Genomic DNA, 14,431 nt, shown 5'->3' with positions numbered 1-14,431 from the left:
TGATGATGCGGAGCCACGGGTCCCTGCGGCTGCAACTGGGAGAGGCCGTCGGAAGCTGCAGGGTCACATGGGTCCAATAGGCGCCGGAACGGACACCCCCATTGCTTCTCGCGAAGGAATCAGCGTCGGGACGCAGGAGAAGCCGCACCAGCGCGAGGCCCAGGGGCGGAGAAGCACTTCCGGGACTGGCCCCTGTCCGATCCAAGAACCCACTCTATGCTTCAGTTTCTGCTGCAGACCTCTGCCAAACCTGATACAGCAAAACCCCGCCCAGTCACCTAAGACCAAGCGGGGCTTCCGTTTCCAACAGTGGGCCTGGGAAGATTTGAACTTCCGACCTCACGCTTATCAGGCGTGCGCTCTAACCAACTGAGCTACAGGCCCTGCAAGTCAGTACCGCAACCATCCCACGACACCGAGCCGCCAAAGCTACTCAGGGCTCAGCGGCGGTTCAACCGCTGCTCTGTCTCAATATTGTCGGGATACAGGGCCTGCTCATCCCACACGCACACACCCTCATGAAACCATCGAAACGCAAGATCGCTGGGGCATCAGAACGTCTCGGGCGACGTGCTGCAGCATTGTATCTACCGAGTCCGACCGCCAACAATGCCACCTGTCATGACCCCGATCCTCACTACTCCTCCCCCGACACGGTCCCTAGAACTCGTGCCTTAGCATGCAAGGCCCATGAGGGTCCCCCGCCCCCCTTATATCATTGAGTACCACTTAGGCTCAACGCGTCGGCGGCACCGCATCCATCAAGATAGCGAAGGCCGCATTCAGAGCATCGCCGCCTGCGCCTGCGCCGGTGTACTTCCCGATCCGCACGACCACGAGGTCGTGCGTCGGGATAATCGTCGTACTCTGACCACCTGCGCCGCGCATGCTGTACGCCGTCTCGGGGAGTCCACTGCCTCCCTCGCCATTCACCCAGAAGAACGCTCCTCCGTATACTCGGCGGCCGTCTGCGTCCCATGCCGGCGCTACGGACGACGCGTACTCGACGAAGCCCTCGGGCAACAATCTCTCACCGTTCCAGACGCCATCCTGGAGGTAGAGATTTCCGAGCCGAGCCCAGTCACGGACTGGCATGAAGGCGAGCCCCTGACCAAGGAAGTTCCCGTGGGGGTCGGTCTCGATGAGTCCGTCACGAATGCCGATCTTGTCGAAGAGCGCCCGCTGCGGGAACGAATGGTAGTCCTGGCCAAGCGTCTCGGCGCCGAGACGGACAAGGTAGCTGCCCAGGACAGGGTCGGTGTTCCGATAACGCCCAATCGTATTGGGAGGCCACTGCTGCGGGCGTGTTGCCGCGTACTCGTATGAGTTTGTCGTCCCGGTGTAGAGGTAGTAGTGATCCGCGTACATGCTCTCGTCGTAATCAGGATCGGCAGGCGCGTTGATCCGCAGCCCGCTCGACATCCGCATGATGTCGCCAATCCTGATTTCAGCGCGCGCGTCACCCTCTCCCTGCCATTCGGGAATCGGTGCGGGATCCCACAGGTCGTAGGCACCTTTCTCGATGAGCGTGCCCACCAGCGTGCCGGTCAGGCTCTTCGTCATCGACCAGCTCTCGAGCGGAGTGTGGATGTCGATTCCATCTCCGTAGCGCTCGCCGAGGATCCGACCCTTGTAGGTCACGATGAGGCCGAGGGTACGCGAGTCCGAAGCCCCGAACCCGACATCCAGGGCCGCCTGGACCTTCTCCATGTCCAACTCCGCCGGCCATGCATCATCCGTGAGCACGTCGCCCATGGGCCACGGCGTCGTCGCTGCGGGCGGCAGCTGCCGTTCAACGTCACTCGGAGTGAAGTAGATCTCGTCTTCGCCGATCGGGTGCGCCACACACCCTTGGTTGCCGTACTTCCTTGCAGAACGGACCACACCATCTGGCAAGGTCAGCGACACCATTTGCCGGTCGTAATCGATGACCGTGTCCACGACATGGTGGCGTTCCTCGAAAGGGCTGATAAAGCCTCCGACATTCGCCGCCGCATCGCGCGCTTCCAGTCCGGTGATGAATACCGCTGAGCAGAGAATTTTCGCGAAGCCTGCCGTCTGGTGATGCAGCGCTTCACCGGGTGGGGGCGTGTACTCCGTGTCTAATTCAAACGACGCTGCTCGCGCGAGCAGAGCTTCGAGCGGTCGATCTTCATCGGTTGAAAGCACTTCTGATTCACCTCCACCACACGCAGAAAGCACCACGACGGTGCAAATGGAAAGCAAGTAGCGTGAGAACTGCGACATAGATCCTCCTGAGAACACGGTCCATCATCCCCCAACCCAGCAACAACGTGGGAATTCGTAGGGCCCCGCGACAGGGTCCTGATCCTCCGATCTTTCAAATTTTGTGTACTCTGAGGCGTGGTGGAGTCCGGAAGTCCAGCGTATGATGCCCGGCTCGACCCACGCTGGCGCCCGGGTGCGCCTGAATTACGGAGTAATCACATGATCTCGCGACGCCACTTCCTCGGAACTACCTCGGCCGCAGCAGCCGGCGCTACTCTCGGCTGCGCGGAGCCCGGCGCTCAGGCAGCGCCGCATACCCAGGGCGACGACCTTCCCCCGTCGATCGCACGACTGACCTCATGGGCCGATCGAGCAAGTCCGATTACGATGGCGGAACGTGCGGGGCGCATTGAGAAAGCGAAGAGGCTGATGAGGGCGAACGACCTCGATGCCATCTTCCTGACGGGCGGCACGTCGATGTCGTATTTCACCAACGTCCGCTGGGGCGGGGGCGAGCGGCTCTTTGCCGTGGTGATCCCGGTCAACGGAGACACCTTCGTAGTGTCGCCCGCTTTCGAGGAGGACCGAGCGCGCGAACAACTCGCCCTCGGGCCGCTCGGAGATTCGGAGATCCGGACTTGGGAGGAACACGAGAGCCCATACATGCGTGTCGTGGAAGGTCTTCGGGATCGTGGTCTCGCAGCGGGCCGTATCGGTGCCGAGGAAACCATGCAGTTCCGGTTCAGCAACGGTGTCGCCGAAGCCGGGCCAGCCCTTCAGGTCGTGAGCGCGACTCCGATCAGCGCCGGCTGCCGTGGCGTAAAAGACGCGCACGAGATCGAATTGATGAAGCTCGCGAATGAGGTCACCCTGACCGCATACAAGGCCGCCTACGAGGCCATGGAAGAGGGGATGACCCAACGCGATGTCGGCGGGCTCATCAGCACTGCGCACAGCCGCCTCGGCTTCCAGGGCAGCGCGAGCGTGCAGACCGGCCAGTGGGCGGCACTGCCTCACGGGTCGATCACCCCTCAGGTCATCGAGCAGGGTACGATTCTCCTTCTCGACGGCGGCTGCGGGGTAGAAGGATACCGCTCCGACATTAGTCGCACGTTCGTCCTGGGTACGCCGACGGACAAAATGAAGCAGGTCTTCGACATCGAGTTCGAAGCTCAGACCGCGGCCTGGAAGGCTGCTGGCCCTGGCAAGACTGGCGAGGACGTTGACGCGGCGGCCCGGAAAGTCATCGAGGACGGCGGATACGGACCCGGCTACACGTACTTCACCCACCGTGTCGGCCATGGGATCGGCATGGACGGGCACGAATGGCCCTATCTGGTGAAGGGCAACCACGAGCCGCTGGCAGTTGGGAACTCGTTCAGCGATGAGCCGGGGATCTATATCCCGGGTGAGTTTGGCGTCCGGCTCGAGGACATCATGGTCATCACAGAAGACGGGGCCGATCTACTGACCCCTCAGAGTCCGTCTCTCGAAGATCCCTTCGGGAATTGGCCCCACTAGAACCGCGTATCGAATCCAACGTTCGGCGTCCCAAACGGAGTTCCCATGCATTTTAGATGTACAATTTTTCGCGGCTCGGCCGCAGCGGCCGCAGCCCTCTTCATCTCCGTCACGGCTCCCCTCGCGGCCCAAACACCGCCAGCCTCCGAGCAGATGGTGGGTGCGTTGCAGGCGGCGCCCGCAGGCGATCGGGCCGATGCGACCGTGTTCGGGTTTGCTGACGACGGCTCGATGACCACCCTTCGTAACGGGACGAACTCGCTGATCTGCCTGGCGGATGATCCGAATCGCGAGGGATGGAACGTCGCCTGCTATCACGAGTCGCTCGATCCGTTCATGGCACGAGGCCGAGCGCTCCGAGCCGAGGGCGTGACCGACTCCGGCGAGCTCGCGACCCGACGCTGGGCCGAAGCGGACGCCGGCACCCTTTCGATGCCGAAAACACCCGCGACCCTCTACGTGCTGATGGGAGACGAATTCGACGCCGCTTCTGAGGCGGTGGAGAATTCGTTCCTCCGCTGGGTCGTGTACACGCCCTGGGCCACCCCCGAGAGCACGGGTCTTTCCCCGGCTCCTTCTGGTCCTGGCGCGCCCTGGCTCATGTTCCCGGGCACAGCCGGCGCACACATCATGATCACGCCACCGCCGCCAGGTAGCGAGAACTAAGAAGCTTTTTGCAGACCCGTCTTGAATTTGTTCGCGCCCTGCCCTCGGGAGTTGTGACTGTCATGGCGGTGCGGCCGACGGCGTGCTGACCCGGGAGGACCTCACAGGCCTCCCGGACAGCAGCTGGAGATCTATGACATGGTGCGAGAGGTCCCCCACAAAGGTCGCCCCGTATTCCGTGGCATCGCTCTCGTGGTTGAAGTCGACCGCTCCGCCGCGACAGAGCGGATCTGCAAAGGAATACGAGCTGGTGCAGAGCGGATCCGGCTAGCCATCCATCTCTTCCAACTGGCCTGAGCCCCGCGTGAGGTCGCCGACCCGCCGGCGCAGTTCGTCAGCCTCCGTGGTCGGGACCCCAAGTTCATACCGAACCTCAGCACCGAACTCTTCGACCAGGACGATCAACTCCATCTCGTCGATCAGACGGTGCATCCCATCGACCTCAGCGTAGCTCACCGTAACACGAAGACTCACACGCTCGACTTTCACGTCGGTGGGAAGATCCTTGAGCGCGAGCACCACCCCACCTGAGTACGCTCGACTAAGTCCGCCCGTGCCCAGTTTCACGCCCCCGTAGTACCGGCTGCTCACTGCCACGACCTCCCCTAGGTCCGCGTGCAGAAGCGTCGTGAGCATCGGGCGACCCGCGGTGCCGTGAGGTTCGCCGTCATCACTCATGCCAATGTGGGCAGTACTCCCCGGAGGGCCGGCGACGAAAGCCCAGCAATGATGCGTCGCGTCGGGATACTCGTTCCTTACCATCGCGATAAACGCGTGTGCAGCGTCGGCATCGGGCGCGTGTGCGAGTGTCGTAATGAAGCGACTACGCTGAATGGTCTCCTCAACCCGATGCACACGCCCGGGAACCGGAAACTGCGACGGATCGCTTATCGCAGCCCGTCCGGGCGTATCTCGGCGTCGGCGTCGCGACCGAGCCGCTCGCTGATCTCAGTGAGCGCGACCACGTCCTCCAGTGTCGTGCGGAAGTTCACGACGCACATACGCAGCGCGTAAACCTCTCCGAGCACGGCGTTCGACACGAACGCCTCACCACCAAGTTCCATTCGCCCCTGAATCGCTTCGTTCAATTCATTGAGGTATGCCAGCACCGGCGGCTCGCTCACACGTGTGGCCAGATCGCTCGGCACGAACCGATACGTCGCGATGCTAAGCGCCGTGCCGAACACTTCGAGTTCGTCGCAGGCAGCAGCAATCTCGACAAATCGTCGGGCAAGCTGGATATCCTCGGAAATCATCCGCACATAGCCTGCTCGACCCACGTGCTTCAGTTGCATCCAGACCTTGAGCGCCCGGAAGCCGCGCGAGTTCTGGATGCCGCGCTCGAAAAAGTTTTTGGCGTCGGCCTGGAAGTAGTAGTAGTCCGGCCGATATGAGAACGTGTTCATCAGCGCGTCGGGGTCTCGCACCAGGATGCACCCGACTTCGAGAGGTGCGTACAACCACTTGTGGGGATCGAGCGCAACGGAATCGGCAAGCGCGAGGCCACGCAGGTCTTCCGGAACGTCTGACGCGGCGGCGGCTGCGAACGCACCGTATGCTCCATCCACGTGGAACCACGCATCGAATCGGTCGCAGATCACTCGGATCCGGGGTAGCTGATCGACTGCCCCTGTGGAGACCGACCCTCCTGTACCCACGATCATCAACGGACGATCACCTGCAAGAACGTCCTCTTCGAGACATGTCTCGAGCTCGTCGATCAAAATCCGATCCTGATCGTCCGTGTCGATCCATCGGATCGAGTCAGACCCCAGCCCACTCAGATCCGCAGCCTTCTGCACCCAGGTATGCGTACCCCTGGCACAGTAGATCCGAAGCGGGCGAGCCTGTGGGTCATCCATGCCACCTCGGCGCACATCCCACGGGGCCTTCGCCGCCCGGGCCGCCCAGAAGCCAAGCATGTTAGCGACATTTCCACCGCTGGTCAGTACGCCATCGCCGCCTGAGGGGAAGCCGACAAACTCTGCGATCCATCGGGTGGCCTGATCTTCGATCTCGCTCGCCATCGGAGAGAGAATCCACCCCCCGAGATTCGGATTAACTGCGGAGGCCAACAGGTCTGCCAAGATGCCTACTGGCGCGGCAGGACCCTGGATGTATCCGAAGAACCGAGGGTGCGAATTGTAGAGAGAGTGATCGATCAGAAGGTCTGTCGTTTGCTTGATCAGCGCAGCGGCGTCCGTGCCACCTTCAGGTAGCGACGCCTCGGCGCGCAGCGCAGCGCGAACGACCTCAGGAGACTCTCCCTTCCCGAGCGGCCGGTCTCGCACACCGTCAATGAGTGCCGCCAAGTCGTCGACGAGCTGATGTCCGATCTTAGCGAATTCCTCACCACTCATGTTGAGGGGTGTAACGCGGCCTTCCAGATGCCCGCCCGAGTTCTTCAGGCTCACGAAGCCGCCATCCGGTCGAGGTACTCCCGCTCACCGGCGGAGAGCTCTCCCGGTCCCTCGGCCAACGCTTTTGCGACCAGCCGTTCGACTTCCTCTCGATTCAACGAGTGCATCCCCGCTGTGGAGATCCCCTTCCATCGCGCGAGCGCCACGCGGTCTCCGACGAAGCCGCTAGGACTCGAATCCGGCCGCATCTTCGACTGGAAGTCGCGGTTGGACGCCCCTCTGCGCCACTCCCACCACTTGATGAACGCGAAGCCCGCCGCCGCACCTCCCAGATGGGCGAAGTGCGCGACGCCGTCGGAAGCTCCGGCCACTCCTTGATAGACCGACATTCCGACATAGCCTGTCGCAAGCACCCACGCTTTGACGGGAATCGGAATCGGAAAGAGAACAAGGACTTCGTGAGGCCAGTAATACGCGAAGCCGACGACGACGGCATAGACCGCGGCAGAGGCTCCGATCATCAGAGCGGCCGGGGCGAGTACGGTCTGGGCAACGGCGCCACCGATTCCGGCCGCTAAGTACAGATACAGGAAGGGTTTCGCTCCCATCTTCGTCTCTAGCCTGGGTCCAAAAATAAGGATTCCCAGCATGTTGAAAAAGAGATGGCCGAAGTCCGCGTGCAGGAACATGTAAGAGACGATCGTCCACGGTCGGAAGAGAGCGATCGGCGGGTAATACGCGAGATCGTTCGCCAGACCAGGACTGGTCCCAGTCACGACAAACACGATCACGTTTGCGATCAGCAGACGCTGAACCCATGGCGACATCATGAACATGCCGAGCCCTACCCCCTTGAGCCCCGTATGTGTTTCAACAGAGCCCTAGCGTCCATCCCGGACTTCTCTCTCCTCTGATTCCTCTTCTTCCTCGGGCGCCGTCCAGAATTCTGTGTTGTCCGGCGTCTGAGCGGCCACCGCGCCTGTGTAGAGTGACGCGTTGAAGAGGATCTTAAAGGTCCCGAAGGGCTGCCCTCTCCACTGAGGCTTCATGCCGATGAGGACGACACGGCCAGCGCCATGTGTGACCTCGAGGGCGGATGCGAAGCCCGACACGTGCTCCTCGCCGAGGAAGTAACCTGACAGCAGGGGGGAGCCCTGATGCGGATATTTCGCCAGAACTCGTCCCGCAAAGTCTTCCTCCGTACTGAAGACGGGGCTGCCGCCGACAAAAATCTTGGCATGCTCCGGCATACCACTCATGACCGGGTGGCTGGCATCAACCATCATCTCCACAATCGCCCCGCCTGCGAAGTACTCGGACCGCGGAATCCCGCGAACCACATTCTTCACTGGAAGATGAAGCTGGTCGATGGCGAAATCGCTGGACCCGTTGAGCGTGACGAGTGTTCCTCCGCTTCGCACGAAAGCGTCCAACTCACGAACGCCTTCAGCTCCCACACCGCCCGCGTACCGAGCCGGAACAGAGCCTGGAGTGCTCCCGTTCAGGATGCTATTCGCCCTGATGTCCGCGAGAACGATGACGTCGTAGCGAGACGCGAGATCCCCCGCCCGCACATCTGCGTTCCTCAGACTGGTGAAGTCCAGCTCATACATCTCGTAGAGCCAGCGCGTAATTCCCTCGTCCATCGAGGGATTCCAGGGCCGATAGAGCGCAACCCTCGGCTTGGCCACCGGGGTCGGAGATGAAGACCCTGCGGTCGCCTGCAACCGGAGGTCGTTCACGAGGCTCTGTCGCTGTGATCCGCTCAGTCCATCGATGACCCACGAGCCGGTGTTTCCAGCAGCGCCATCCGCGCCCGCCGCGCCCGCGACGAAACCGACTCGGCCGCCCATCGCCCAGGCGCGGTTAAGTGCCTTGTAGCCGTTGTTCTCAGCCGCATCGAGGATGAGGGAAGAGCCGCTACCGCTCGCCGTCCCCACCGGAGGCACGATGCCACGCGCGACAGGATTACTGTCGAACCCCACGTCCGGAGGTGTATCCCACGGCTGCGCATCGCCTGGTGCGTCCCAGGGGAGCGGTTCCGTTGCCAGATCGCTCATCGCACTCCGGACGTCGTCGCCCAGAGGCGTGCGAGCCTCGACGACACGCACGTCGAACAGATAGGGGAGTGTCCAACCTGACACGTCGTACGGCTGCTCCGGCGGCCCTTCCGGATACTCGCGCAGATCTGGGTACTCCTGCACGGCAAAAAGCTGCTTTACGAAGTTGGCGTTGGGTTGGCCCATGGGGATGACCCAGGTGCCCGCGGCATGCGTGACGCGGTCCACAGTCACCGGAGATGCGAGTTGCTTCACGTCGATGCCGTTGAAGGCGAGGCGTCGAAGCATCTCGACCGCAGCGACCGGGTCACGCTGATCTTCAGAGATGAAGTAGGCATACGGCGGCGCAGCGCGATGCTCGGCGATCACGTCACGCGCGGCCTGATAGCGGTTGTAGAGTAGGTCGTACTTGTACTTCGCCGCGACATCGAGCACGGACACGGACGATGTAAGCATGTAGGAAACTGCGTCTCCGATTCTCCACCAGCCGCCTTCCCAGGGCGAGGCATAGAGGGATTCGGGGCGGAGATCACGTCGATTCTGCGGGAAATCGTTCAGCGTGTAGAAGTGAGGGGTCGCGTACCGGTAGAGTGCAGTCTCCGTGAGGAGCGAAGCCACGTTGTGGAAGCTATTCGCGTGGTCCGCAAATCCCGGATACCAGTTGTCAAAGCCCGTCCCCATGTGGACGGCACCCTTCTGGCCGCGCTCCTCAAGGGCCGCCGCCATCGACATGCCGATCAGGTTCACGGTCCTCCACATGAGTGGATGAACGTTTGGGCTGATCGGTTCCGCGAACGGCGGAATCCAGATGCGCGTCGGGAAGGGTGACGACTGGTGGTGGTTGTAGACGATTTGAGGTTCCCAGTACCGATCCATGCGAGTGATCGTGCGTGTCTCGATCTGGTTGATCATGTATCCGTCACGGTTGTTGTCGTGACCGACGTACTTCTGATAAAGAAACGGCGTGCCTGCCACTTCGTACTGCGTGCCAACGTTCGAGTAGTACCAGTCCGAGACCATGGTCTGGCCGTCGGGGTTTATGCTGGGCCAGAGAACCAGAATGACATCGTCGAGAATGGTCGCGATCTCCGGGTCATCGTCCCCGGTGACCAAGTCATACGCCAGTTGGATCGTGTGCTGAGCGTGCGCGACCTCACTCGCGTGCATGCCGCCATCGATGTGCACGATCGCCTTCCCTTCCCGGGCGAGAGCCTGCGCATCTTCGTCGGTCATGTCGTCCGACGGATAAGCGAGTTGCTGCGCGATCTGCCGATACCGCTCGGCGTCGCGAAGGTTTTCGGCGGACGAAATCAGTGCGATGTACCAAGGTCGCCCAAAGCTCGTGACCCCGACCTCCCGCATCTCGATGCGGTCCGAGGCAGCGTCGAGAGCCTGGAAGTACTCCATCGACTGCTCGTAATTGGCGAGCTCGAAATCTGCGCCCACCTGATAACCGAGCACGGATTCAGGCCTGGGCACCTGGGCTGAGAGGCCGAGCGCAGGTGCCAGAAACAGCACGAGAGCGAACAGGCCAGGTGCGATGATCGAGATCGGGACGCGAGTTCCGCGCATCAGAGATTCCAAGGCTATGATGTGGAGCTTAAAAGGTCGGGAAAACTGCACCTGCGCAGGCGATCGGGCCACCCCGGGCGCAGGCACGGGCACTGCATCCAAAGCGGCTCCGCGCCTGTACATTCGGATGCGCAATCCACCCACTGCTCCGACCTGATGCCCTCCACGACCGCACCCCATCGCTCTGGCTACGGCTTCTACGCGGCCGCGTCGATCGTGGTCGCGAACATGATCGGGACGGGCGTATTCACGAGCCTCGGATTTCAGCTCGTCGACATTCAGTCGACGTTCCCGCTGCTCATGCTCTGGATCGTCGGTGGCGTGGCGGCGTTCTGTGGCGCCATCACCTACGCGGAGCTCGGGGCGGCGATCCCACGTTCGGGTGGTGAGTACACCTTCCTGTCCCGGATCTACCATCCGGGCGCGGGCTTCGTGTCAGGGTGGATCTCCGCGACGATCGGCTTCGCGGCGCCCACCGCTCTCGCCGCGATCACCTTTGGTGCCTATCTGTCGGCGGTCTTCCCGGCACTGCCGGAGACCGGCCTTGCAGTCTCGCTAGTGGTGGTGCTCTCGCTCGTACACTCCACTACGCATCGGAACTCAAGCGCGTTGCAGTCGGGGTTCACGAGCCTCAAGGTCCTGCTGATCGTCGCGTTCTGCGGTGCCGCACTTCTACTGACTCCAGACCCGCAGCCCGTAGCTCTCCTGCCTGTGGCGGGAGACAGCGGTGCCCTGCTGAGCGGAGCGTTCGCGATTTCTCTGATCTATGTCTCTTACGCATACACCGGGTGGAATGCCGCCACCTACCTGACGAGTGAGCTCGACGACCCCGCCCGCCAGCTACCCTGGATTCTTGGAGGCGGAACGGTCGTCGTCCTCTGCCTTTACGTAGGGTTGAACTACGCGTTCCTGCGAGCGGCGCCCATGGCCGCGATGCAGGGAGAGGTCGAAGTGGGGTACATCGCGGCGACCTACATCTTCGGTCCGACCGGCGCGGACATGATGGGCGTCACGCTTGCCCTGCTGCTGGTATCGACGGTGAGCGCGATGGTGGTCGCGGGCCCCCGAGTCCTCCATGTGATCGGGCAGGACTACACGACGTTTCGGTGGCTGTCGAAGACCAATGTAGATGGCATTCCGACCTATGCGATTTACACCCAGGGCGCACTCGCGGTCTTCTTCATAGTGACGGCTTCGTTTGAGTCGATCCTCGTGTTCTCAGGCTTCATCCTCGGGCTCAACAGCCTCCTGACCGTCGGTGGCGTGTTCATTCTCCGCGCACGAGAACCAGATCTTCCCCGCCCCTACAGGACGTGGGCGTACCCATTGACCCCACTGGTATACATGGGGCTTACGATCTGGATTCTGACCTACCTGGCGCTAGACCGTCCGCTCGAGGCCGGAGTCGCATTCGCGCTGATCGCCGCCGGGACCGTGTTTTATCTGGCGACCGGCGGGACATCCTCCCCCGACCCGGAGGAGTAGCCCGAACGGTCAGGTCCGTGTTGGACGAACGAAACGTCGAACACCGGCGTCATCGTCGTCGTCCCAAAGCTCAGCCGCTTCTTCTTCCTCGTCGTCCCAGTCGTCATCGTCATCCCACTCCTCGTCGTCATCCGCCTTTTCCTCGTCGATCTCATCATCGTCTAAGGCCAAGACCGATAACGGGGCATCGCCATCGTCAAATCGTTCAGTGTCCTTCATCTGCATGCCCTCGTGTCGGGTTGACCCCAGCGATTTCAATAAGGCGTACGAAGTTCGCTCTGGAGCGTGCCGCACCAGATGCGGAACGCTACCATCTGCTCCCGGACCCTGTCGAGCATTTTCATACCCCACTGGGATTGATGGCGTCCGGGGGCCGCATACCTTTCCCGTCCCTGGACCAACTACAGCTCCACGCCACATGACACCGGTACAAAATCCGCTCCTTTCCGGCGACTTCCGAATCCCCTTTCATCGGATTCTGGCTGAACACGTCGAACCGGGAATCAACAACGCGCTGGCGACGGCCCAGTCGGAGGTCGAGGCAATGACAGCCGACGACACAGAGCCGACCTGGTCATCGACCATTGAGCGACTAGATCGAGCCCTTGAGCAGCTATCCGAAGTGGTTGGACCTGTCGGGCATCTGGTGGGGGTCAACGAGTCACCAGAACTCCGCGACGCGTACAACGCAGTCCTTCCGAAGATGTCGACGTTCTGGTCCAGCATTCCACTCGACCGGGGTATTTGGCGTCGCATCAAGGCCTACGCCGCGACCGACGAGGCCCAGGCACTCAAGGGCATCCGTCGGCGGCATCTCGATAAGACGGTGCGCGACTTCGAGCGAGCCGGAGCGGACCTGCCCGCAGACACCAAGACTCACCTGCAGTCGCTCCAGGTAGACCTAGCCCAGCTGCAGCAAAAGTTCAGCGAGAACGTACTGGATGCCACCGGCGCATTCGATCTACTCATTACCGACGAGTCGCGACTTGGCGGCGTACCCGATGCGGCGAAGCGACGCTTCCGCGTAAAGGCGAAAGAGAAGGAAGAGGACGGCTGGCTGCTGACGCTCGAATACCCTTCCGTCGAGCCCATTTTCAAGCACTGCGTTGACCGAGAGCTCCGTCAGGAGATCCTGATCGCCTATACCACGCGCTGTCGTGACGGCGAGTTCGACAATCGCCCACTCATGGCAAAAATTCTTCGACTCCGCGACGAAATTGCCAGTATCCTCGGGTACGATGGCTTCCCAGATTTCAATCTCGCGGACCGCATGGCCGGATCAGGGACACGAGCGATCGAGTTTGAACGAGACCTCGTCGAACGGACCCGCCCCTACTGGGCTCGCGACGTCGATGATCTGAGGGCCCATGCCGCGACACTCGGCATCGACGAGCTCCAGCCGTGGGACGTCTCATTCGTGTCGGAGGACCTCCGAAGGAGCAGATACGACATCGACGATGAGTCGATGCGCCCGTACTTTCCGCTTGGCCGCGTCCTCGACGGCATGTTCGAAATCGCCCATCGCACCTTCGGCTTCCGAATCGTCGAAGCTGTGATCAAGGAGTTATGGCACGAGGAGGTCCGATTTTACGAGATCTTCGACGACGCCGATGTCATGGTTGGCGCCTTCTATACGGACTGGTTCCCCCGCAAAGAGAAGCGGCCCGGTGCGTGGATGAACAATTTTGTGACAGGTGGCCCTCGACCCGAAGGGTTCGCGCCTCACCTCGGGGTCATGTGTGGCAATTTCACACCCCCTGAGGGCGACGCCGAAGCGCTTCTCACACACCGGGAGGTCCAAACCATGTTTCACGAGTTTGGCCACCTCCTCCACCACTGTACTTCACGGGTTGAAATTCCTTCACGAGCCGGAATTCATGTCGCATGGGACTGGGTCGAACTTCCGAGTCAGTTGATGGAGAACTGGACATGGGAGCGTGAGGCCCTCGACCTCTTTGCCCGCCACTACGAGACCGACGAGGCCTTTCCCGACGACTTGTTCGAGCGGATGGTGGCCGCACGACGTTTCCTGGGCGGGTGGGCGCAAATGCGTCAGCTATCTCTGGGGACCGTGGATCTCGCCCTGCATCAAGAACTGGCACCGGCCCTTCGCACCGAGGCCGGAGAGGATCCGGACGCATCAGTCGACGCGCGTCAGGGCGAAGAGACGATGGTGTTTGGACAGGAGAACTTCGCGCAGTTCGCACCCGATCCACACTTCGCGAATCTCCACATTCTGACCTCCTTCTCCCATCTCTTCGCCGGTGGATACGCGGCTGGCTACTACAGCTATCTGTGGTCAGAAGTGCTCGACGCAGACGCATTCACGCGCTTTCGCGCGGAGGGCATATTCAACCGGGAGACTGGACGTTCCTACGTGCAGACCATCCTCTCACGCGGCGACTCAGCTGATCCGGACGACCTTTTCCTGGAATTCATGGGCCGTGAGCCCGACGCCGGTGCGTTACTCGAACGCAATCTAGGACCACTCGCGAGCGTATAGTCAGCAGTGAACCACGAACACCGGAAAGACGGCCG

Annotated in this window: 10 protein-coding genes and 1 tRNA gene; 4 read left to right on the top strand and 7 right to left on the bottom strand. The window is 61.7% G+C overall.

Going from position 1 to position 14,431, the window contains the following annotated elements; genetic code table 11:
* Positions 1 to 310: 310 nt before the first annotated feature.
* Positions 311 to 384 (bottom strand) — tRNA-Ile (locus OSA81_01875).
* A 351-nt stretch (positions 385 to 735) separates the two neighbouring features.
* The gene (locus tag OSA81_01870) at positions 736 to 2,247 is read right to left on the bottom strand and encodes a serine hydrolase (GenBank protein ID MDE0897741.1); all 1,512 of its coding nucleotides are present in this window, start codon (positions 2,245 to 2,247) and stop codon (positions 736 to 738) included.
* A gap of 201 nt (positions 2,248 to 2,448) precedes the next feature.
* Here OSA81_01870 and OSA81_01865 point away from each other — a divergent pair, with 201 nt between their 5' ends.
* Together OSA81_01865 and OSA81_01860 are read left to right on the top strand one after the other, a co-directional pair.
* The gene (locus tag OSA81_01865; GenBank protein MDE0897740.1) at positions 2,449 to 3,750 is read left to right on the top strand and encodes a Xaa-Pro peptidase family protein; all 1,302 of its coding nucleotides are present in this window, start codon (positions 2,449 to 2,451) and stop codon (positions 3,748 to 3,750) included.
* Positions 3,751 to 3,795: 45 nt separating this feature from the next.
* Entirely contained in the window at positions 3,796 to 4,416 is a 621-nt protein-coding gene (locus OSA81_01860) for a hypothetical protein (protein MDE0897739.1), read from the top strand.
* A gap of 267 nt (positions 4,417 to 4,683) precedes the next feature.
* On the opposite strand, the gene OSA81_01855 is transcribed toward OSA81_01860, so the two are convergent.
* The 4 genes from OSA81_01855 to OSA81_01840 are packed head-to-tail and all read right to left on the bottom strand — an operon-like array spanning position 4,684 to position 10,408.
* Positions 4,684 to 5,271 carry a YigZ family protein gene (locus OSA81_01855; GenBank protein ID MDE0897738.1) on the bottom strand — a complete coding sequence of 196 codons (588 nt, stop codon included), beginning with the start codon at positions 5,269 to 5,271 and terminating at the stop codon, positions 4,684 to 4,686.
* Between the two features lie 32 nt (positions 5,272 to 5,303).
* On the bottom strand, positions 5,304 to 6,830 hold the full coding sequence (locus OSA81_01850; GenBank protein MDE0897737.1) for a pyridoxal-dependent decarboxylase: 1,527 nt from the start codon (positions 6,828 to 6,830) through the stop codon (positions 5,304 to 5,306).
* Complete coding sequence (locus OSA81_01845) at positions 6,827 to 7,612, bottom strand: rhomboid family intramembrane serine protease (GenBank protein MDE0897736.1); 786 nt, start codon at positions 7,610 to 7,612, stop codon at positions 6,827 to 6,829. Before OSA81_01845 ends, OSA81_01850 begins: the two co-directional genes overlap by 4 nt.
* A 45-nt stretch (positions 7,613 to 7,657) precedes the next feature.
* Positions 7,658 to 10,408, bottom strand: coding sequence for a M14 family zinc carboxypeptidase (locus OSA81_01840; protein MDE0897735.1), 2,751 nt, complete (start codon positions 10,406 to 10,408; stop codon positions 7,658 to 7,660).
* Positions 10,409 to 10,564: 156 nt separating this feature from the next.
* On the opposite strand from OSA81_01840, the gene OSA81_01835 reads away from it, so the two are divergent.
* A complete protein-coding gene (locus tag OSA81_01835) occupies positions 10,565 to 11,893 on the top strand; it encodes an amino acid permease (protein ID MDE0897734.1) in 1,329 nt (442 codons plus the stop codon).
* Positions 11,894 to 11,902: 9 nt separating this feature from the next.
* Here OSA81_01835 and OSA81_01830 read toward each other — a convergent pair whose 3' ends face one another.
* A complete protein-coding gene (locus OSA81_01830; protein ID MDE0897733.1) occupies positions 11,903 to 12,112 on the bottom strand; it encodes a hypothetical protein in 210 nt (69 codons plus the stop codon).
* 199 nt (positions 12,113 to 12,311) lie between these two features.
* On the opposite strand from OSA81_01830, the gene OSA81_01825 reads away from it, so the two are divergent.
* Positions 12,312 to 14,396, top strand: coding sequence for a M3 family metallopeptidase (locus OSA81_01825; GenBank protein MDE0897732.1), 2,085 nt, complete (start codon positions 12,312 to 12,314; stop codon positions 14,394 to 14,396).
* Positions 14,397 to 14,431 lie beyond the last annotated feature (35 nt).

The sequence above is a fragment of the Longimicrobiales bacterium genome (genome assembly GCA_028823235.1).
Taxonomy (GTDB): domain Bacteria; phylum Gemmatimonadota; class Gemmatimonadetes; order Longimicrobiales; family Gaopeijiaceae; genus UBA2589.
This window is presented reverse-complemented; position numbering and strand designations above follow the sequence as displayed.